At 65.6% G+C, this 20,850-nt stretch carries 20 protein-coding genes; 19 read left to right on the top strand and 1 reads right to left on the bottom strand.

Translation table 11 applies throughout. From position 1 onward, the window contains the following. The first annotated feature begins 422 nt into the window (after window positions 1-422). Window positions 423-824, top strand: coding sequence for a nuclear transport factor 2 family protein (locus EET03_RS06325; protein WP_075543404.1), 402 nt, complete (start codon window positions 423-425; stop codon window positions 822-824). A gap of 123 nt (window positions 825-947) precedes the next feature. After that, window positions 948-1,481, top strand: coding sequence for a YceI family protein (locus EET03_RS06320; RefSeq protein ID WP_075543371.1), 534 nt, complete (start codon window positions 948-950; stop codon window positions 1,479-1,481). Between the two features lie 15 nt (window positions 1,482-1,496). Here the strand turns inward: EET03_RS06320 and EET03_RS06315 are convergent, their stop codons facing one another. Next, window positions 1,497-2,759: a PPE family protein gene (locus tag EET03_RS06315; protein WP_075543372.1), complete on the bottom strand. Its 1,263-nt coding sequence runs from the start codon at window positions 2,757-2,759 to the stop codon at window positions 1,497-1,499. 718 nt (window positions 2,760-3,477) lie between these two features. Here EET03_RS06315 and EET03_RS30085 point away from each other — a divergent pair. The 17 genes from EET03_RS30085 (at window position 3,478) to nuoN (ending at window position 20,820) form a co-directional block, all read left to right on the top strand. Continuing rightward, the gene (locus EET03_RS30085; protein ID WP_075543373.1) at window positions 3,478-3,846 is read left to right on the top strand and encodes a DedA family protein; all 369 of its coding nucleotides are present in this window, start codon (window positions 3,478-3,480) and stop codon (window positions 3,844-3,846) included. Continuing rightward, window positions 3,843-4,538 carry a class I SAM-dependent methyltransferase gene (locus tag EET03_RS06305; RefSeq protein ID WP_063471409.1) on the top strand — a complete coding sequence of 232 codons (696 nt, stop codon included), beginning with the start codon at window positions 3,843-3,845 and terminating at the stop codon, window positions 4,536-4,538. Before EET03_RS30085 ends, EET03_RS06305 begins: the two co-directional genes overlap by 4 nt. Window positions 4,539-4,669: 131 nt before the next feature. Continuing rightward, complete coding sequence (locus tag EET03_RS06300) at window positions 4,670-5,071, top strand: Rv3143 family two-component system response regulator (RefSeq protein ID WP_075543374.1); 402 nt, start codon at window positions 4,670-4,672, stop codon at window positions 5,069-5,071. Between the two features lie 262 nt (window positions 5,072-5,333). After that, window positions 5,334-5,711 carry an NADH-quinone oxidoreductase subunit A gene (locus EET03_RS06295; protein WP_036404186.1) on the top strand — a complete coding sequence of 126 codons (378 nt, stop codon included), beginning with the start codon at window positions 5,334-5,336 and terminating at the stop codon, window positions 5,709-5,711. A 37-nt stretch (window positions 5,712-5,748) separates the two neighbouring features. Further along, window positions 5,749-6,303, top strand: a complete 555-nt coding sequence (locus EET03_RS06290; RefSeq protein ID WP_075543375.1) for a NuoB/complex I 20 kDa subunit family protein — start codon at window positions 5,749-5,751, stop codon at window positions 6,301-6,303. Then, a complete protein-coding gene (locus tag EET03_RS06285) occupies window positions 6,300-7,019 on the top strand; it encodes an NADH-quinone oxidoreductase subunit C (protein WP_075543376.1) in 720 nt (239 codons plus the stop codon). Before EET03_RS06290 ends, EET03_RS06285 begins: the two co-directional genes overlap by 4 nt. Then, window positions 7,019-8,317, top strand: a complete 1,299-nt coding sequence (gene nuoD, locus EET03_RS06280) for an NADH dehydrogenase (quinone) subunit D (protein WP_063471413.1) — start codon at window positions 7,019-7,021, stop codon at window positions 8,315-8,317. The genes EET03_RS06285 and nuoD overlap by 1 nt, the downstream gene beginning before the upstream one ends. Then, the gene (gene nuoE / locus EET03_RS06275; RefSeq protein ID WP_075543377.1) at window positions 8,314-9,081 is read left to right on the top strand and encodes an NADH-quinone oxidoreductase subunit NuoE; all 768 of its coding nucleotides are present in this window, start codon (window positions 8,314-8,316) and stop codon (window positions 9,079-9,081) included. The genes nuoD and nuoE overlap by 4 nt, the downstream gene beginning before the upstream one ends. Continuing rightward, complete coding sequence (gene nuoF / locus EET03_RS06270; protein WP_075543378.1) at window positions 9,081-10,409, top strand: NADH-quinone oxidoreductase subunit NuoF; 1,329 nt, start codon at window positions 9,081-9,083, stop codon at window positions 10,407-10,409. Before nuoE ends, nuoF begins: the two co-directional genes overlap by 1 nt. Next, the gene (locus tag EET03_RS06265; RefSeq protein ID WP_075543379.1) at window positions 10,406-12,817 is read left to right on the top strand and encodes an NADH-quinone oxidoreductase subunit G; all 2,412 of its coding nucleotides are present in this window, start codon (window positions 10,406-10,408) and stop codon (window positions 12,815-12,817) included. The genes nuoF and EET03_RS06265 overlap by 4 nt, the downstream gene beginning before the upstream one ends. A 52-nt stretch (window positions 12,818-12,869) precedes the next feature. Beyond that, window positions 12,870-14,123, top strand: a complete 1,254-nt coding sequence (gene nuoH / locus EET03_RS06260) for an NADH-quinone oxidoreductase subunit NuoH (protein ID WP_075543405.1) — start codon at window positions 12,870-12,872, stop codon at window positions 14,121-14,123. After that, window positions 14,116-14,661, top strand: a complete 546-nt coding sequence (gene nuoI / locus EET03_RS06255) for an NADH-quinone oxidoreductase subunit NuoI (RefSeq protein ID WP_063471417.1) — start codon at window positions 14,116-14,118, stop codon at window positions 14,659-14,661. Before nuoH ends, nuoI begins: the two co-directional genes overlap by 8 nt. 8 nt (window positions 14,662-14,669) lie before the next feature. Beyond that, window positions 14,670-15,446 (top strand): NADH-quinone oxidoreductase subunit J, encoded by a 777-nt coding sequence (locus EET03_RS06250; protein ID WP_099194336.1) that lies wholly within the window; start codon window positions 14,670-14,672, stop codon window positions 15,444-15,446. Next, window positions 15,443-15,742, top strand: a complete 300-nt coding sequence (gene nuoK, locus EET03_RS06245; protein ID WP_007168303.1) for an NADH-quinone oxidoreductase subunit NuoK — start codon at window positions 15,443-15,445, stop codon at window positions 15,740-15,742. Before EET03_RS06250 ends, nuoK begins: the two co-directional genes overlap by 4 nt. 10 nt (window positions 15,743-15,752) lie before the next feature. Continuing rightward, window positions 15,753-17,654: an NADH-quinone oxidoreductase subunit L gene (gene nuoL / locus EET03_RS06240; RefSeq protein WP_075543381.1), complete on the top strand. Its 1,902-nt coding sequence runs from the start codon at window positions 15,753-15,755 to the stop codon at window positions 17,652-17,654. Beyond that, window positions 17,651-19,237, top strand: a complete 1,587-nt coding sequence (locus tag EET03_RS06235; protein ID WP_099194021.1) for an NADH-quinone oxidoreductase subunit M — start codon at window positions 17,651-17,653, stop codon at window positions 19,235-19,237. Before nuoL ends, EET03_RS06235 begins: the two co-directional genes overlap by 4 nt. Next, entirely contained in the window at window positions 19,234-20,820 is a 1,587-nt protein-coding gene (gene nuoN, locus EET03_RS06230) for an NADH-quinone oxidoreductase subunit NuoN (protein WP_075543383.1), read from the top strand. The genes EET03_RS06235 and nuoN overlap by 4 nt, the downstream gene beginning before the upstream one ends. Window positions 20,821-20,850: the final 30 nt, after the last annotated feature.

Here is a 20,850-nt window from a genome sequence, read left to right as displayed (position 1 = left end):
TGCCCCGACCGACGGGCCCGCGATTACGGGCCAGAGCAACCGTTACACCGACCCGCCCAGCCTGTCAGCGGTTCGGGCGAATTGCTCTAGGAGGTCCTCGATCGCATCCCGGCTACGACTGCCACGCCGCGGGTTCCGCCGTCGCGGCAGCGACCTTGGTTGCCTACGGGTTGGCAGCGCGACGTGGCGAATCAGGCGGTCCCGACGATCCGGCGATTTCACACCGGGCCACCCACCGACCCCGTGCGTATCGTCGAACCCGACCATGACGAACAACGGGCACCTGGCAGCCGCAGCGCTGCCACGGTCCGGGCCGGCGCACCGGGCAGCGCTGAGATGCCCTATCGCCGACCGGCTCACACTGGTACAACACCGATTGGCCGCCGCACACGCGGATACGACGACGAATAGGAATCATGCTCATGCCCTCTTCCACCACCGAGGCCATTGCCGACGTGGCCGACCGGTTGTTCACTGCCATCGAGAACAGCGAGCTGGCGGCGGTTGCCCGCATGTGGAGCGACGACATCGCAGTGTGGCGCGCGGGTGCCCATCGCGATGACGACAAGGCCCGCGCACTGCGGGTGATCGATTGGTTCGTCTCGGCGACCACGGAGCGTCGCTATGAGGTTCTGGACCGCCAGATTTTCGAGGACGGGTCGGGTAGGGGCTTCGTCCAACAGCACGTGCTACATGCGGCAGGCCAGACCGGACAGTCGATCGCGCTGCGGGTTTGCATCGTGATCAAGCTGGACACCGAAGGTTTGATAAACCGGGTCGACGAGTACTTCGACCCGGCCGAGCTTGCATCCTTGCTCGGCTGAAGCCCGTCAGCGCATCGCCGCCGGCTACAGACTTGCGACCGGCGCCTCCGCTTGCGGGTACACCACAAAGGATCCGACAACCACCGGGTGGGCTCCACGCCCGATAGACAGTGAGGCAGCACGATGACGACGCTCGAAACGCTACTCAGCGATCCCGATGCCGCCGGGGCATGGAATCTTGTTCCGGATCACTCGGCGGTCACCTTCACAATCAAGAACATGTGGGGCCTGCTCGCGGTCAAGGGCGAATTCACCAAGTTCACCGGCCGCGGCAACCTGACTGACCAGGGCACGGTCTCCGGTTATCTCGAGGTAGACGTCGCCTCGCTGCGCACCGGTATCCGCCTGCGCGACAAGCACTTACTCTCGGCCGACTTCTTCGACGTCGAACGCTTCCCAGAAATCCGGGTTGTGGTGACCGCCGTGCACCCGACCAAGGGCAAACACGCCGAACTGCAGGCCAGCTTCACCATCAAAGGCATCACAGACCCGGTAACCCTGCCGGTTACGGTCAGCGAGTTCAGCGACGGCTCGGTGCGCATAGCCGGCGAAACCGAGATCGACCGAGTCCAGTTCGGCTTGCGGTGGAACAAGTTCGGCATTCTGGCCGCGACAGCGACCGCAGCGGGTGAGGTCTGTTTCGTGAAGGCGCCGTAACAGAACGAAGTCCGTTCAGCCACCGCGCATTTGAATTCCCGGCTCTTGCTTTACCCGAGATCGCAGCTTCCCCTTTTCGGCTTCCGGCCGTAGCGAAGCCGCCTTTTCCTCCGCCTCCGAAGCCTGGTCCTGCGTGTTGGCTGACCGGTCCGACACATCGGCGGTCCGCGACGGCCGTAGCGCCGACTCCGGAATTCCCGAACCCGTCGATTGCGTTACCCGCGCTACCGGTACCGGCGCCGCTTTCGCCGCAATCTCCGGATCCGCGTTCGGCAATACCCCCAGCTGAGGAGCCGCAGCTTCGACTTCGGCCGCCGGAGGGGCCGCCGCTTCCGGTACCCGAGTCGGTGCGGCATTTCCAGCGCTTCCCGCACCAACGCCAATGCCGGCAGACCCGCTCTGATTGCCGCCGGTGGCCGGGATCGGGATCGGAACGCCCATCATCCCGGGGGTCGCAACGCCGCCGCTTGCGCTGGTAGTGCCGCCACTCAAGAGACTTGCACTGCCGACATTGCCACTGCCGGCAGTCCCCTGACCTACGTTGCTGTACATCGGGTCGGCCTGCGATAGCCCGGCGCTGGTGTTGCCGTTGACGACGTTGTTCGTCTCCGCACCGACCGGGCCGCCGCTCGCGCCGCCGGCATTGCCGCCGCCGGCGACGTTCGCAGCCTCCCCGTTGCCGCCGACATTGGTAGTACCCGCGGCTCCACTGCCTGCGCTTGTGCCCGCGGCGCCGGCGCTGCCCATACCCGGGAGGCCCTTCAGGATGCTCTGCCACGAAACCAACTGCGAGGCGAGCGCCGCGGCGCCGGAGTAGTAGCCCGACATCGCAGACACATCCGCAGCCCACATCTCCTCGTAAATGCTCTCCGCGAACGCTATCGCCGGCGCGTTCTGGCCGAACAAATTCGACATCACCAACTGCACGAATGCGTCGCGATTGGCAGCCACGGCCCCCGGAAGCACCGTCGCTGCCTGGGCTGCCTCGAACATGCTGGCCATGGCACTGGCTTGCCCCGCAGCCCCGGCGGACTGCGCCGCGGCCGCACTCAGCCACGCCGCGTATGGAGCTGCCGCAGCCGCCATCGCCGCCGCTGCCGGACCCTGCCAAGCCTGACCCGCCAAGGCCGACGTCACCGAGGCGAAGGATTGGGCCGCGGCCCCCAACTCGTCGGCAAGTCCCGCCCACGCGGTCGCTGCCTGCAACATGGGCGCTGAACCAGCGCCAATGAACATTCGTAAAGAGTTGATCTCCGGCGGCAGCACCCAAAAACTCACTGCACCAGTCCTCCGGAATCGCTTGCCGGGTTCCTACCCCATCTGCACACAGCGTAACGACAAATACCCGCCGATTCGCCCCTTAGCCCCGCATTCATCATTTCGCTCCCACGCCCGACTTCACGGGCGCTCCCCCCACCGCGCCAGACGCCACCCCGAACCGGGCCCAGTTGGTCTCAACCAGCGCGCACCAGGCCGACGGCCACTCGTCAGGAGCAAGGCCGGCGGGTTCACCGCAGCGGACAGGACGGTGAATCCGCCGTCTCGCGGCGCCGTGTCACCCGGTATTGACACGGTTGACAGAAGCTCTAATTTACGTGCGATACGGCATTTGGTTCCATAGACATTGGTCCGCCTGCGCCTCTAGATCACGTCCGTTAGCCGCCCGGACGGTCCGCAACCGGCCCCAGGCGAAGGTTGTCGATGCGCATAACGGAGGCAGGTTTGCGGCCATGGCCAACAATTTTGGATGCCCAATTCACGAGAGCTGGTGGACCGCAGCCTGTCGCCGAGCCGAGCGACCCGGCGCAACCGGCGGTCCGCAACGTGCGTCGTTCGTTGGCCCGACCCGGGGTTGACGTATGGAAACGTTCATCCTGTCGCACCATTCGTATTTGCTGTTGCCGCTGCTTACGGCCACCGGCATTCCCGTCCCTGAAGAAGTGGTCACCGTCGCGGCGGGCGTGTTGAGCTCACCTTCGGTCGGCTCCAGCCCGGGTTGGCGATCTTGGCGTGCCTGGCCGGGGTGCTGGTCGGCGATTGCGCGGGCCTGAAGGTGTTTCTCCTGGTGCGTTTCCTGCTGGGGATGCGTACTCCGCTGTATCTGGCAATCGGTGCCTTAAGGATGGACTTCCGCCGGTTTTTGGTGTGCGATGTGGTATGCGCGACATTGGCCGTCGGCATTTTCTTCTTACTCAGCTATCTCGGCGCTGGCTGGATCAGCGGGTTGATTCACCGGTCGGAGTGGGCAGGGACTGTGATTTTGCTGGTGGCGGCGGCGGGAGCCGGATTGTATTACCGCATCTGGAAGCGGTGGCGCCTGCAATCGAGCCCGCACCGGCCTGGATTACAAGGAAAGGCGCAATGAGCCGACGGCCTGGTGAGACCACCCTGTTTCTCCGCGAATTCTGGGAAAAGTTCGAAACGACCGGATCAATCGCACCGAGTACCCGCTACCTGGCCCGGGCCATCACCCGCCACCTCCGGCGCCGGGGCCCGGCGCCCATTCGCGTTTTGGATTGCGGACCAGGCACAGGCGTGTTCACCGAGCAAATCGTCGAGCACCTGCGGCCAGGTGACACATTGGACATGGTGGAAATCAATGGTTGCTTTATCCGCGTGTTGCAGAAACGTTTTGCCGCCGAACCACGCTGGCAGGCGATCAGCGATTTCGTGAACATCTACGAGCTGCCGTTCCAGAATTTCGCCGCGCCGGCGCCATACGATTTCATCGTTTCAAGCCTGCCACACAGCAACTTTCCCCCAGCGGTCGTGGCGGAGATCCTCCACTCCTACACCCGGCTGCTCAAGCCGGGAGGCGTACTCAGCTATTACGAATACCTGTACCTGCGGCAAATCCGAACCACCCTGGCACGCGGGACCCGGCGCGATCGGATACGCAGTGTCGCGCAGCTCATGCTGTCGCACATGAGCGAGCACCGGGTCACACACGAAAGCATTCTCATGAACGTTCCGCCCGCCCGGGTACACCATCTGACCGCGCCGGCCGACCGCGTCGGGAGAAATGGGTCCTTGCTGGAACGCGCCCGGTCGGCATAGGGCCTCGGTGTCCGGGCACCGCCGTGCCGGTGACCGCGACGGTGCACCGATCACCCGAGCATGCCGCATCAGGATCGTCACCACGCCCGCCGTGAGAAAGACGGCGGACTGGCACCAGTACCATTTTCACCGTGCCCGATTCCAGCGACGCCCTGCGGATCCTCGTCTATAGCAACAATGTCCAAACCCGCCAACAGGTGATGCGTGCGCTGGGCAAACGGCTGCACCCTGATCTGCCGGAATTGACCTATGTCGAAATAGCGACAGCTCCGATGGTGATACAGCGGATGGACGAAGGCGGCATCGACTTGGCCATCCTCGACGGTGAGGCGACACCAGCCGGGGGCATGGGAATCGCCAAACAGCTCAAAGACGAACTCTCGCCGTGCCCACCGATTCTGGTGCTCACCGGACGGCCGGATGACTCCTGGCTGGCCAGCTGGTCGCGGGCCGAGGCCGCGGTACCGCATCCGATCGACCCGATCGTGCTTGGCCGCACAGCGCTCGGCCTGTTGCGTGCTCCCGCGCTCTGACGCGCTCTGACCGCCGCGCACAGCAACCCAGGCGCCTACCGGGCTTCGCAACCCCAACTCCGATCCACCCGCGAGGTATGCCAACGCCTCCGCGGCCGCGGATCTGCAGGTGCCCGCGAGGGTTGACCCCGGGCATGGGCCCTTGCCGTAGCGCGACTATGTTGAAGGTCACTGCGACGGTCCACAAGCCCGGCCCGTCACAGCAGCCCGGTCACCGCCCGGCCGCCGTGTCGGCGGCCAATACGACGGATCATGGAGCGACGTGAACGTCTACATACCCATCCTGGTGCTGGCGGCGCTCGCCGCCGCCTTTGCCGTGTTCTCGGTTGTGATCGCAAGCCTGGCCGGCCCGTCGCGCTTCAACCGTTCGAAGCTCGCGGCCTACGAATGCGGGATTGAACCGACAGACAGCTCGGTGAGCGGCCCGCACGCGACGGCCGGGCAGCGGTTCCCGATCAAGTACTACCTGACCGCAATGTTGTTCATCGTCTTCGACATCGAGATCGTGTTCCTGTATCCGTGGGCGGTCAGTTTCGACGCGCTGGGCACCTTCGCGCTGGTCGAGATGGTGATATTCATGCTCACGGTGTTCGTTGCCTACGCCTACGTGTGGCGCCGCGGGGGCCTGACGTGGGATTGAGGGCTGAGATGGGTTTGAGATGGGATTGAGGTAGGGCGTGGGACTGGAAGAACGGCTACCCGGCGGGATCCTGCTGTCGACAGTCGAGAAGGTGGCGGGCTACGTCCGCAAGAACTCACTGTGGCCGGCGACGTTCGGCTTGGCGTGCTGCGCGATCGAAATGATGGCGACCGCCGGACCGAGGTTCGATCTGGCCCGCTTCGGGATGGAGCGATTCTCGGCGACGCCGCGGCAAGCGGATCTGATGATCGTGGCGGGACGGGTCAGCCAGAAGATGGCGCCGGTGCTGCGCCAGATCTACGACCAGATGGCCGAGCCGAAATGGGTTCTCGCCATGGGGGTCTGCGCGTCGTCCGGCGGGATGTTCAACAACTACGCGATCATCCAGGGTGTGGACCACGTTGTTCCCGTTGACATCTACCTGCCGGGGTGTCCGCCGCGTCCCGAGATGCTCCTGCACGCAATCCTCAAGCTGCACGAGAAGATTCAGGAAATGCCGTTGGGTGTCAACCGGGAACGTGCCATCGCCGAGGCCGAGGAGGCGGCGCTGCTGGCCAGGCCCACCATCGAGATGCGCGGACTGCTGCGATGAGCTCCCCAGACCAAGACCCGCGGGAGGCGATCGCCCGCGCCGACGAAGAAGTGATCGACGTTCGCCGCGGGATGTTCGGCGTCAGCGACACCGGTGACACGTCCGGATACGGGAGGCTGGTGCGTCAGGTCGCGTTGCCGGGCAGCAGCCCTCGGCCGTATGGCGGCTATTTCGACGACATTGCCGACCGCCTGGCCGAAGCACTGCAGGGCGAGGGTGTCGAATTCGACGACGCCATCGAGAAAGTCGTGGTGTACCCGCCGGACAAGGGGGCCGAACTGACCCTGCACGTCCGCCGCGAACGACTGCCACAAGTCGCCCAACGCCTGCGCGACGAACCGGAATTGCGGTTCGAAATGTGCCTGGGCGTCAACGGCGTGCACTACCCGCACGAGACCGGCCGGGAGTTGCACGCCGTCTACCCCCTGCAGTCGATCACCCACAACCGTCGTCTCCGGCTGGAAGTGTCTGTGCCCGATAGTGATCCGCATATCCCGTCGCTCTATGGGATCTACCCCACCAACGACTGGCACGAGCGCGAGACGTATGACTTCTTCGGGATCATCTTCGACGGGCATCCGTCACTGACCCGCATCGAGATGCCCGACGACTGGCACGGTCATCCGCAGCGCAAGGACTACCCACTCGGTGGCATCCCGGTCGAATACAAGGGCGCGCAAATACCCCCGCCCGACGAACGTAGGGGCTACAACTGATGAGTGAAACCGACACCGTCCTGGTCGCCGGTGGCCAGGACTGGGAGGACATCGTCGAGGCCGCCCGCAAAGCGGACCCCGGCGAACGCATCGTCGTCAACATGGGACCCCAGCACCCGTCCACCCACGGGGTGTTGCGGCTGATCCTCGAGATCGAAGGCGAAACGATCATCGAGGCCCGCTGCGGAATCGGCTATCTGCACACCGGCATCGAGAAAAACCTCGAATACCGGTACTGGACCCAGGGCGTCACCTTCGTGACCCGAATGGATTACCTGTCACCGTTTTTCAACGAAACCGCGTACTGCCTGGGTGTGGAGAAGCTGCTCGGTATCACCGAGCAGATACCGGAGCGGGTCAACGTCATCCGGGTGCTGCTGATGGAGCTCAACCGCATCTCGTCGCACCTGGTCGCACTGGCGACCGGCGGCATGGAACTGGGCGCGATGACCGCGATGTTCATCGGCTTCCGGGCGCGCGAAATCATCCTCAACGTGTTCGAGTCGATCACCGGATTGCGGATGAACCACGCCTACATCCGGCCCGGCGGCGTGGCGCAGGATCTGCCGCCCAACGCGGCAAGCGACATCGCCGAAGCCCTCACCCAGCTGCGGCACCCGCTGCGCGAATTGGGTGATCTGCTCAACGAAAACGCCATCTGGAAAGCCCGCACCCAGGGCATCGGATATCTCGATCTGGCCGGATGCATGGCGCTGGGTATCACCGGCCCGATCCTGCGTTCCACCGGACTACCGCACGACCTGCGCAAGAGCGAACCTTACTGTGGTTACGAGAACTACGAATTCGACGTGATCACTGATGATGCGTGTGATGCCTACGGGCGCTACATGATTCGGGTCAAAGAGATGTGGGAGTCGGTGAAGATCGTCGAGCAGTGCCTGGACAAGCTGAAGCCGGGCCCCACCATGATCGAGGACCGCAAGATAGCCTGGCCCGCCGACCTGAAGGTCGGCCCGGACGGGATGGGCAATTCGGAAGAGCACATCGCCAAGATCATGGGCAGCTCGATGGAGGCACTGATCCACCACTTCAAGTTGGTGACCGAGGGCATCCGGGTACCGCCGGGCCAGGTCTATGTGGCGGTGGAATCACCGCGCGGAGAGCTCGGCGTGCACATGGTGAGTGACGGCGGGACCCGCCCCTACCGGGTGCACTACCGGGATCCGTCGTTCACCAACCTGCAGTCGGTCGCCGCGATGTGCGAGGGCGGCATGGTCGCAGACCTGATCACCGCCGTCGCCAGCATCGACCCCGTCATGGGCGGGGTGGACCGATGACCGGACCGCAGGGGCAACCGGTATTCATCAGGCTCGGGCCGCCGCCCGAAGAACCCAACCAGTTCATGGTGGAGGGTGCGCCACAGTCGTATCCGCCCGAGGTGCAAGCGCGGCTGGAGGTCGACGCCAAGGAGATCATCGGCCGCTACCCCAACAAGCGTTCGGCGCTGCTGCCGCTGCTGCACCTGGTGCAAGGTGAGGACTCCTACCTGACGCCGGCGGGTCTGGAGTTCTGCGCAAACCAGTTGGGGCTGACCGGGGCCGAGGTCTCGGCGGTGGCCAGCTTCTACACCATGTACCGGCGCGGCCCCACCGGCGACTACCTGGTCGGCGTATGCACCAACACGCTGTGCGCCATCATGGGCGGCGACGCCATCTTCGAGAACCTCAAAGACCATCTCGGTATCGGCAACGACGAGACCACCGCCGACGGGTCGATCACCCTGCAACACATCGAATGCAACGCCGCCTGCGACTACGCCCCGGTGGTCATGGTCAATTGGGAGTTTTTCGACAACCAGACACCGGAGTCGGCACGCGAGCTTGTCGACTCGCTGCGCTCCGGCACACCGAAGCCGCCTACCCGGGGGGCGCCGCTGTGCGCCTTCCGCGAGACGTCGCGCATCCTGGCGGGTTTGCCGGATCAGCGTCCCGATCAGGGCCAGGGCGGCGCCGGTGCGGCCACGCTGGCCGGGCTGCAGGTGGCGAAGGAAAACGACATGCAGGCGCCACCCGGGCCCGAAACCACCCCGGAAGGCCAGTGATGACCTCGCAGGCAACCCCGTTGACCCCGGTGATCAGCCGCTACTGGGACGACCCCGAGTCATGGACCATGGCGACGTATCAGCGCCATGACGGCTACCAGGCGATGAAGAAGGCCTTGGCCATGGACCCCGACGACGTGATCGGCACCGTCAAGGACTCGGGGTTGCGCGGGCGCGGCGGCGCCGGATTCGCCACCGGAACCAAATGGTCGTTCATCCCCCAAGGGGACAAGGGTCCGGCCGCCAAGCCGCACTACCTGGTGGTCAACGCCGACGAATCCGAACCCGGCACCTGCAAAGACATTCCGCTGATGCTGGCGACACCGCACGTGCTCGTCGAAGGCATCATCATCGCCGCATACGCGATCCGGGCCCACCACGCCTTCATCTATGTGCGCGGCGAGGTGCTGCCGGTGCTGCGCCGGCTGCACAACGCGGTGGCCGAGGCGTACGCCGCCGGTTACCTGGGCCGCAACATCGCCGGGTCGGGTTTCGACCTGGAGCTGGTGGTACACGCGGGTGCGGGCGCCTACATCTGCGGCGAGGAGACCGCGCTGCTCGATTCGCTCGAAGGCCGCCGCGGCCAGCCGCGGCTCCGGCCACCCTTTCCCGCTGTTGCGGGGCTGTACGGCTGCCCGACGGTGATCAACAACGTCGAGACCATCGCCAGCGTCCCGTCGATCATCCTCAACGGCGTCGACTGGTTCCGGTCGATGGGCAGCGAGAAATCGCCTGGCTTCACGCTGTATTCGTTGTCCGGGCACGTCACCCGTCCCGGGCAGTACGAGGCGCCGCTGGGTATCACGTTGCGCGAGCTGCTCGACTACGCCGGCGGGGTCCGCGCCGGACACCGGCTGAAATTCTGGACGCCGGGCGGGTCCTCCACACCATTGCTCACCGACGAGCACCTCGACGTGCCATTGGATTACGAGGGTGTGGGTGCCGTGGGCTCCATGCTGGGCACCAAAGCACTGGAGATCTTCGACGAGACCACCTGCGTGGTGCGTGCGGTGCGGCGCTGGACCGAGTTCTACAAACACGAATCATGCGGGAAATGCACACCGTGCCGCGAAGGGACGTTCTGGCTGGACAAGATCTACGAGCGGCTGGAAACCGGCCGGGGCACTCACGAGGACATCGACAAACTGCTCGACATCTCGGACTCGATTTTGGGAAAAGCGTTCTGCGCGTTGGGCGATGGCGCCGCAAGCCCGGTGATGTCATCCATCAAGTACTTCCGCGACGAATACGTCGCGCATGTCGAAGGCGGCGGATGCCCGTTCGACCCCCGGGAATCCATGCTCATGGCGAACGGAGACAAGGCGTGACCCAAACGGCCGACACCGAAAACCGGGTGGCCCAGCCGGAGATGGTGACGCTGACCATCGACGGAAACGAAATAAGCGTCCCCAAAGGCACTTTGGTGATCCGCGCGGCCGAGCTGATGGGCATCCAGATCCCGCGGTTCTGCGACCACCCGCTGCTCGACCCGGTCGGCGCGTGCCGCCAATGTCTGGTCGAGGTAGAGGGACAACGCAAACCGCTGGCCTCGTGCACCACGGTCTGCACCGACGACATGGTGGTACGCACCCAGCTCACCTCGGAAGCCGCCGACAAAGCCCAGCACGGCGTCATGGAGCTGCTGCTGATCAACCATCCGCTGGACTGCCCGATGTGCGACAAGGGCGGCGAATGCCCGCTGCAGAACCAGGCCATGTCCAACGGCCGGCCCGACTCCCGCTTCACCGACGTCAAACGCACGTTCGCCAAGCCGATCAACATCTCCGCACAGGTATTGCTGGACCGGGAACGTTGCATCCTGTGCGCCCGTTGCACCCGCTTCTCCGAACAGATCGCCGGCGATCCGTTCATCGAAATGCAGGAGCGCGGCGCTTTGCAGCAGGTCGGCATCTATACAGGCGAACCGTTCGACTCCTACTTCTCGGGCAACACGGTGCAAATCTGCCCGGTCGGCGCGCTGACCGGGACTGCCTACCGATTCCGGGCGCGTCCGTTCGACTTGGTATCCAGCCCCAGCGTCTGTGAGCACTGCGCGTCGGGCTGCGCCCAACGCACCGACCACCGCCGCGGCAAGGTGCTGCGCCGCCTCGCCGGCGACGACCCGGAAGTCAACGAGGAGTGGAACTGCGACAAGGGCCGGTGGGCTTTCACCTACGCGACCCAGCCGGACGTCCTCACCACTCCCCTGATCCGCAATGCCGACGGCGAGTTGGTGCCCGCGTCGTGGTCGCACGCCATAGTGGCCGCGGCCCAAGGACTCGAAGCGGCCCGCGGTCGCGCCGGTGTGCTGGTCGGCGGCCGGGTCACCTGGGAAGACGCCTACGCCTACGCCAAGTTCGCGCGAATTGTGTTGGACACCAACGACGTCGACTTTAGGGCCCGGCCGCACTCGGCCGAGGAGGCCGACTTCCTGGCGGCCCGCGTTGCCGGCCGGCCGAAAGCCGTCAGCTATGCCGACCTGGAATCGGCTCCGGTGGTGCTGCTGGTCGGGTTCGAGCCCGAAGACGAGTCCCCGATCGTCTTCTTGCGGTTGCGCAAGGCAGCCCGCAAACACAAGGTTCCGGTGTATGCGATCGCCCCATTCGCCAGCCGCGGGCTGCAGAAGATGTCCGGCACGCTGATCAAAACCGTTCCCGGCGCGGAGCCCGCGGCCCTGGATGGACTGGCCACCGGTGAAGTGGGTGATCTGCTGGCCACACCGGGAGCGGTCATCATGGTCGGGGAACGCTTGGCCACGGTGGCCGGTGGATTGTCCGCCGTGGCACGGCTGGCCGACTCCACGGGAGCTCGGCTGGCCTGGGTGCCGCGCCGCGCCGGGGAACGGGGCGCGCTGGAAGCCGGCGCGCTGCCGGGACTGCTGCCCGGTGGCCGTCCGCTGGCCGACGAGACCGCCCGATCGCAGGTCCGAGACGCCTGGCACGTGGCCGAATTGCCCTCGGCCCCAGGGCGTGACGCCGACGGGATGCTGGCCGCCGCCGCCGACGGCGCGCTGTGCGCGCTGCTGGTCGGCGGTGTCGAACCGGGCGACTTCGCCGATCCGGACGCGGCGCTCGCCGCACTGGACTCCGCCGGGTTCGTGGTCAGTTTGGAATTGCGGCACAGCGCCGTCACCGAGCGCGCCGACGTGGTGTTCCCGGTGGCCCCGACGGCGCAGAAGGCCGGCGCCTTCGTCAACTGGGAGGGCCGCTACCGCGGGTTCAAGCCCGCGCTGCAGGGCACCATTGCGCAAGCCGGCCAGTCGGATCACCGGGTGCTCGACGCGCTGGCCGACGAGATGGGCGTCTATCTGGGCGTGTCCAACGTCGAAGCGGCCCGCGCCGAGCTTGCCGCGCTGGGCACCTGGGACGGCAAACACGCCGCCGGCCCGCATGTTGCCGCGCCCGGGCCCGCCCAACCAGGCACTGGCGAGGCGGTGCTGACCGGTTGGCGGATGCTGCTCGACGCGGGCCGGCTGCAGGACGGCGAACCGCATCTGGCCGGCACCGTGCGCCCGCCGGTGGTGCGGCTGTCGGCCGACACCGCAGCCGAGATCGGCGCCGCCGACGGCGACGATGTCACCGTCAGCACTTCGCGCGGATCGATCACCGTGCCGCTGTGCGTCACCGACATGCCCGATCGGGTGGTGTGGCTTCCGCTGAACTCCTCCGGTTCGGCGGTGTACCGGCAGCTGGGCGCGAGTCTGGGCAGCGTCGTGCGCATTGGAGTGAGCGAATGACCCGCGCCGCCGGCGACGACGCAGAACGAAGTGATGTGGAGGAGCGGTGCCGATGACCCCGTTCGGGCACGACGTCTGGTGGCTGGTCGTAGCCAAGGCGATCGCCATTTTCGTCTTCCTCATGCTGACGGTGCTGGTGGCGATCCTGGCCGAGCGCAAGCTGCTGGGCCGGATGCAACTGCGCCCCGGCCCCAACCGGGCGGGGCCGCACGGCGCGTTGCAAAGTCTTGCCGACGGAATCAAGCTGGCGCTCAAGGAAAGCATCACTCCCGGCGGCACCGACAAGTTCGTGTATTTTCTGGCCCCGATCATCTCGGTGATTCCCGCGTTCACGGCATTTGCGTTCGTCCCGTTCGGCCCCGAGGTGTCGGTGTTCGGTCACCGGACGCCGCTGCAACTGACCGATCTGCCGGTCGCGGTGCTGTTCATCCTGGCCCTGTCGGCGGTCGGGGTATACGGCATCGTGCTCGGCGGTTGGGCGTCCGGCTCCACCTATCCGCTACTCGGCGGGGTGCGCTCGACCGCGCAGGTGATCTCCTACGAGGTCGCGATGGGGTTGTCGTTCGCGACCGTGTTCCTCTACGCCGGCACCATGTCGACGTCACAGATCATCGCCGCCCAAGACCGGGTCTGGTACGTCTTCTTGTTGCTGCCGTCGTTCGTGATCTACCTCATCTCCATGGTGGGCGAGACCAACCGGGCGCCGTTCGACCTGCCCGAAGCAGAAGGTGAGCTGGTCGCCGGTTTCCATACCGAGTACTCGTCGCTGAAGTTCGCGATGTTCATGCTGGCCGAATACGTCAACATGACAACCGTTTCGGCGCTGGCCGCGACGATGTTCCTGGGCGGCTGGCATGCTCCCTGGCCGCTGAACATGTGGGCCGGAGCCAACGCCGGCTGGTGGCCAGTGCTCTGGTTCACCGCCAAGGTGTGGGGCTTTTTGTTCATCTATTTCTGGCTGCGGGCCACGTTGCCGCGGCTTCGCTACGACCAATTCATGGCGCTGGGCTGGAAATTGCTGATTCCCGTCTCGCTGCTGTGGATCATGGTCGCCGCCGTCATCCGCGCGCTGCGCAACCAGGGATACCAGTATTGGACGGCGACGTTGGTGGTCAGCAGCCTCGTCGTAACCACGGGCCTGGTGATGTCGCTACGAAGCCCGGGCGCTCGGGTGAAGCGCCGCCGGCAGCGCGCCGAAAGCGTGGCCGAGCGCGGCGGCGCCGAACCGGTATTCCCGACACCGCCGCTGCCCATGAAACCACTGGCGCAGCCAGTTGGTGCGAGCAAGGAGAACGCGCGTGGTTAGATTCCTGGACGCCGTAGCTGGATTCGGCGTAACGCTCGGGTCGATGTTCAAGAAGACGGTGACCGAGGAGTATCCGGAAAAGCCCGGTCCGGTGGCACCGCGTTACCACGGCCGTCATCAGCTCAACCGGTACCCCGACGGCTTGGAGAAATGCATCGGCTGCGAGTTGTGCGCCTGGGCGTGCCCGGCCGACGCGATCTACGTCGAGGGTGCCGACAACACCGAAGAGGCGCGGTATTCCCCCGGCGAGCGGTACGGCCGGGTCTACCAGATCAACTACCTGCGATGCATCGGTTGCGGTCTGTGTATCGAGGCGTGCCCCACCCGCGCGCTGACCATGACCAACGACTACGAGATGGCCGACGACAACCGCGCCGACCTGATCTACGAGAAGGACCGGCTGCTGGCTCCGCTACTGCCCGAGATGACCGCGCCGCCGCACCCCAGGGCTGCGGGCGCCACCGACAAGGACTACTACCTGGGCAACGTCACCCCGCAGGGCTTACGCGAGCCGCAGCAGGCCGGAGATTCCCGGTGACCGCATTACTGGCCGCTGATTTGGCGCAGGACACCCTCGTTCGAACCTCCACCGGTGAAGCGGTGACGTTCTGGATCCTGGGCGCGCTGGCACTGATCGGCGCGCTCGGGGTGGTGATGGCCGTGAACGCGGTGTACTCGGCGATGTTTCTGGCGATGACGATGATCATCCTGGCGGTGTTCTACATGGTCCAGGACGCGCTGTTCCTGGGCGTCGTTCAAGTCGTGGTCTACACCGGCGCGGTGATGATGCTGTTCTTGTTCGTGCTGATGCTGATCGGCGTGGACTCCGCGGAATCGCTGAAGGAAACCTTGCGCGGACAGCGGGTCGCCGCGGTGGCCACCGGGATCGGGTTCGGCATCCTGCTGGTCGGCGGCATCGGCAACGTGGCGACCGGCGGCTTCGCCGGACTGACCGCCGCCAACGCCAACGGCAATGTCGAAGGCTTGGCGGCGCTGATCTTCTTTCGCTACCTCTGGGCTTTCGAGCTGACCAGCGCGCTGTTGATCACCGCCGCGATCGGAGCGATGGTGCTGGCTCACCGAGAGCGCTTCGAGCGTCGCAAGACCCAGCGTGAGCTCTCGCAAGAGCGCTTCCGTCCCGGCGGACACCCCACCCCCCTGCCCAACCCGGGCGTCTACGCCCGCCGCAACGCGGTCGATTCGGCAGCGCTGCTGCCCGACGGCACGTACTCGGAATTGTCGGTCTCCCCGATATTGCGCGCCCGGGGCGCGGACGGCACAGCGACCCCCTCCGCCGACACGGTCAAAGGAGGTACGTCGTGAACCCGGCCAATTACCTTTACCTTTCGGCGCTGCTGTTCACCATCGGCGCCTCCGGTGTACTGCTGCGACGCAACGCGATTGTCATGTTCATGTGCGTCGAGTTGATGCTCAACGCGGTCAATCTGGCGTTCGTCACGTTCGCGCGGATGCACGGCCATCTCGACGGACAGATGATCGCGTTCTTCACCATGGTGGTGGCCGCCTGTGAAGTCGTCGTCGGCCTGGCCATCATCATGACGATTTTCCGTGCCCGCAAATCGGCGTCGGTCGACGACGCGAACCTACTCAAAGGCTAAGAACGCCACCGTGACAAATTCTTTGGGGACTCACTACACCTGGCTGCTGGTGGCGCTGCCGCTGGCGGGTGCCGCGATCTTGTTGTTCGGCGGCAGACGAACCGACGCGTGGGGTCATTGGCTGGGCTGTGCGGCGGCCGTCGCGTCGTTCGGCGTGGGCGCGACATTGCTTGCCGACATGCTCGGCCGGGGCGAGGGCGCCCGCGTTATCCGCCAGACGGTGTACACCTGGATCCCGGTGGGCGGCCTCCAGGTCGACTTCGGGCTGCAGCTCGACCAGTTGTCGATGTGCTTCGTGCTGCTGATCACCGGCGTCGGATCGCTGATCCATATCTATTCGGTCGCCTACATGGCCGATGACCCGGACCGCCGCCGATTTTTCGGCTACCTCAACCTGTTTCTGGCCTCGATGCTGCTGCTGGTGGTCGCCGACAACTATGCGCTGCTCTATGTCGGCTGGGAAGGCGTGGGCCTGGCTTCCTACCTGCTGATCGGTTTCTGGTATCACAAACCGTCGGCGGCGACGGCGGCCAAGAAGGCGTTCGTGATGAACCGGGTCGGTGACGCCGGACTGGCGCTGGGCATGTTCGTCATGTTCGCCACGTTCGGGACGCTGTCCTACGCCGGAGTGTTCGCCGGTGCGCCGGCCGCTGGTCGCGGTGCGCTGACCGCGATGGGGTTGCTGCTGCTGTTGGGCGCGTGCGCCAAATCCGCCCAAGTTCCGCTGCAGGCCTGGCTGGGCGACGCGATGGAGGGCCCCACCCCGGTGTCCGCGCTGATCCACGCCGCCACCATGGTGACCGCCGGCGTGTATCTGATCGTGCGGTCCAGCCCGCTGTACAACCTGTCGCCGGAGGCTCAGCTGGCCGTGGTCGTCGTCGGCGCCGTCACCTTGCTGTTCGGCGCGTTCATCGGCTGCGCCAAGGACGACATCAAACGCGCACTGGCCGCATCGACGATGAGCCAGATCGGATACATGGTCCTGGCCGCCGGTCTGGGCCCGGCCGGTTACGCCTTCGCGATCATGCACCTGCTCACCCACGGTTTCTTCAAGGCCGGCCTGTTCCTCGGGTCCGGCGCGGTGATCCACGCGATGAACGAAGAACAGGACATGCGCCGCTACGGCGGACTGCGGGCCGCGCTGCCGATCACGTTCGTCACCTTCGGGCTGGCCTATCTGGCGATCATCGGGGTGCCGCCGTTCGCGGGCTTTTTCTCCAAGGACGCGATCATCGAAGCGGCGCTGAGCGTCGGCGGAGCCCGGGGCTATGTGTTGGGCGGAGCGGCGCTGCTCGGTGCCGGCGTCACCGCGTTCTACATGACGCGGGTGATGCTGATGACCTTCTTCGGCAAAAAGCGTTGGGCGCCAGGGTCGCATCCGCACGAGGCGCTGGGGCTGATGGCGTGGCCGATGATCGTGCTGGCCGTCGGCTCGGTGTTCTCCGGGGGCCTGTTCGCGGTCGGCGGAACCCTGCGGCACTGGCTCGAGCCCGTCGTCGGCGTACCCGAAGAAGCCACCCACGCCATTCCGGCCTGGGTCAGCACCACGGTGACGCTCGCCGTCGTCGCCGCCGGAATCGCGGTGGCCTACCGGATGTATGCCACCGCACCGATCCCGCGGGTGGCCCCCACCCAGGTGTCGGTGCTGACGACGGCCGCGCGCGCCGACCTCTACGGCGACGCCTTCAACGAGGAGGTGTTCATGCGTCCCAGCGCCCGACTGACGGACACGCTGGTCGAAGTCGACAATGCGGGGGTGGACGGGTCGGTCAACGCGCTGGCCGCGCTGGTGAGCCGGACGTCGAACCGCTTGCGGCGCATGCAAACCGGCTTCGCCCGCAACTACGCGCTGTCGATGTTGGTCGGTGCGGTGCTGGTGGCCGCGGTGCTGTTGGCGGTGAACCTGTGGTGAGCAACTTTGCCTGGCTGAGCACGTTGTGGCTGGTGCCGCTGGCCGGTTCGGTGCTGGTCATCCTGCTGCCCCCCGGACTGCGCCGGCTGGCCAAGTGGACGGGGCTGATCGTCAGCGGTGCGACGCTGGCGGTCTCGGTCGTGATCGCAATCGGCTTCAGGCCGGGCTCCCAAACTGGCACCGAGCCATACCAGTTCGTCGAAAAGCATTCCTGGATACCGGCTTTCGGCGCCGGCTATACCCTCGGGGTGGACGGCATCGCGGTGGTGCTGGTGCTGCTGACCACGGTGCTGATTCCGCTGCTGCTGGTAGCCGGCTGGAACGACGGTGGTGAGCGCACCCGCGGGGTGCACGCGTATGTCGCCTTGACCCTGGCCATCGAGTCGATGGTGCTGATCTCGCTGGTCGCGCTGGACGTGCTGCTGTTCTACGTGTTCTTCGAAGCCATGCTGATCCCGATGTACTTCCTCATCGGCGGCTTCGGCCAGGGTCTGGGGCGCTCGCGTGCCGCGGTGAAGTTCTTGCTGTACAACCTGTTCGGCGGGCTGATCATGCTGGCCGCGGTGATCGGGCTATACGTCGTGACCGCGCAACACGGTCCGGGCACCTTCGACTTCCGCGAGATCGTGGCCGGTGTTGCCTCGGGCCGCTACGGCGTGGACCCGGCGGTGTTCAAGGCGCTGTTCCTGGGTTTCATGTTCGCATTCGCCGTCAAGGCCCCGCTGTGGCCCTTCCACCGCTGGCTGCCCGACGCCGCGGTCGAGTCCACACCCGCGACCGCGGTGCTGATGATGGCGGTGATGGACAAGGTCGGCACCTTCGGCATGCTGCGCTACTGCCTACAGCTCTTTCCCGATGCCTCAACCTATTTCCGTCCGCTGATCGTGACGCTGGCCATCATCGGTGTGGTCTACGGCGCGGTGGTGGCGATCGGACAGACCGACATCATGCGGCTGATCGCCTACACCTCGATCTCGCACTTCGGGTTCATCATCGCGGGCATCTTCGTGATGACCACCCAGGGGCAGAGCGGGTCGACGCTGTACATGCTCAACCACGGCCTGTCCACGGCGGCGGTGTTCCTGATCGCCGGCTTCCTCATTTCCCGCCACGGCAGCCGGTCGATCGCCGACTACGGCGGTGTGCAGAAGGTGGCCCCGATCCTGGCCGGCACCTTCATGGTTTCGGCCATGGCCACCTTGTCGCTGCCCGGCCTGGCCCCGTTCGTCAGCGAATTCCTGGTACTGCTGGGCACTTTCAACCGCTACTGGCTGGCCACGGCGTTCGGTGTCACGGCCCTGGTCCTGTCGGCCATCTACATGCTGTGGCTCTATCAGCGGGTGATGACCGGGCCGGTGGCCAAGGGCAACGAACGGATCGGTGATCTGGTGCCCCGCGAAATGATTGTGGTGGCACCGCTGATCGCGTTGCTGCTCATGCTGGGGGTCTACCCCAAACCGATGCTCGAACTCATCAACCCCGCGGTCGAGAACACCATGACCACCATCGGCCAGCATGATCCCGCGCCTCATGTACCCATGGGTACCGGCACTCCCCGGACAGCCGAAGGACCGCACCAATGACCTTGCCCAGCCCCAGCATTGAGTACTTCCTGCTCTGCCCGATGCTGATCGTCTTCGGCGTCGCCGTCGTCGGAGTGCTGGCCGAAGCGTTCCTGCCTCGCCGCATGCGATACGGCGCCCAGGTGACGCTCACCGTCGGCGGATTGATCGCCGCATTCGTCACGGTCATCATGGTGGCCAGGGCGATTCCGGCGTCCGGTCGACGCGCGGTGCTCGGTTCGGTGGCGGTGGATCGACCGACGCTGTTCCTGCAGGGCACCGTGCTGCTGGTCGCGGTGATGGCGGTCATCTTCATCGCCGAACGCAGCGCGCGTCGGGTTGCCGCACCGGACCGGGTGGCGGTCGCGGCGGGCAGCGGCGGGCTGGATTCCTTTACGCCGCAGGCTTCCGCGGTGCCCGGCAGCGACGCCGAACGGGAAGCCGAGCGGGCGGGGGCCGCCCAAACCGAGATCTTCCCGCTGCTGACCCTGTCGGTCGGCGGCATGATGGTCTTTTCCGCATCCAACGACCTGTTGACCATGTTCGTCGCGCTAGAAGTGTTGTCACTGCCGCTGTACTTGATGTGCGGGCTCGGTCGTCACCGCCGGCTGCTGTCGCAGGAAGCGGCATTGAAGTACTTTCTGCTGGGCGCCTTCTCGTCGGCGTTCTTCCTCTACGGCGTGGCGTTGCTGTACGGTGCGACCGGCACCCTGACCCTGTCCGGCATCCGGGATTCGCTGGCAGCACAAAGCGATACGTCGATGGCCTTGGTCGGCGTCGGACTGCTGTCGGTCGGCCTGCTGTTCAAGGTCGGCGCGGTTCCTTTCCACTCCTGGATTCCCGACGTATACCAGGGCGCTCCCACCCCGATCACGGGATTCATGGCGGCCGCCACCAAGGTGGCGGCGTTCGGTGCGCTGCTACGCGTGGTCTATGTAGCACTGCCGCCGCTGCACGACCAGTGGCGGCCGGTGCTGTGGGCGATTTCGATCCTGACCATGGCGGTAGGCACCATCACCGCGGTGAACCAGACCGACGTCAAACGGATGCTGGCCTATTCGTCGGTCGCACACGTCGGATTCATCCTCACCGGCGTCATCGCCGACAACCAAGCGGGCCTATCGGCGACGTTGTTCTATCTGGTCGCCTACAGCTTTTCCACGGTGGGCGCATTCGCCATCGTTGGCCTGATCCGCAACGCCGACGGAGTCGAGGACGCCGACCTGTCGCACTGGGCCGGGCTGGGCCAGCGTTCACCCATTGTGGGCGTGATGCTTTCGATGTTTCTGCTGGCGTTCGCCGGTATCCCGCTGACCAGTGGGTTCGTCAGTAAGTTCGCGGTGTTCCGGGCCGCGGCCCAGGGTGGTGCGGTGCCGTTGGTGATCATCGGTGTGATCGCCAGCGGGGTGGCCGCCTACTTCTATGTGCGCGTCATCGTGTTGATGTTCTTCACCGAGGGATCCGACGACACACCGCAGGTGGTGGCGCCCGGAGTGCTGAGCAAGGCCGCTATCGCGATATGCGCCGTGGTCACAGTGGTTTTGGGAATCATCCCGCAGCCGGTGCTCGACCTGGCCGATCAGGCCGCGCAATTACTGCACTGAGGTAGCTGGCGCGACGGTTGCTGGATCGAC

The sequence above is a fragment of the Mycobacterium innocens genome (genome assembly GCF_900566055.1).
GTDB lineage: Bacteria > Actinomycetota > Actinomycetes > Mycobacteriales > Mycobacteriaceae > Mycobacterium > Mycobacterium innocens.
The sequence above is the reverse complement of the archived record's forward strand: the minus strand, read 5'-3'. Positions and strand labels throughout refer to the sequence as shown.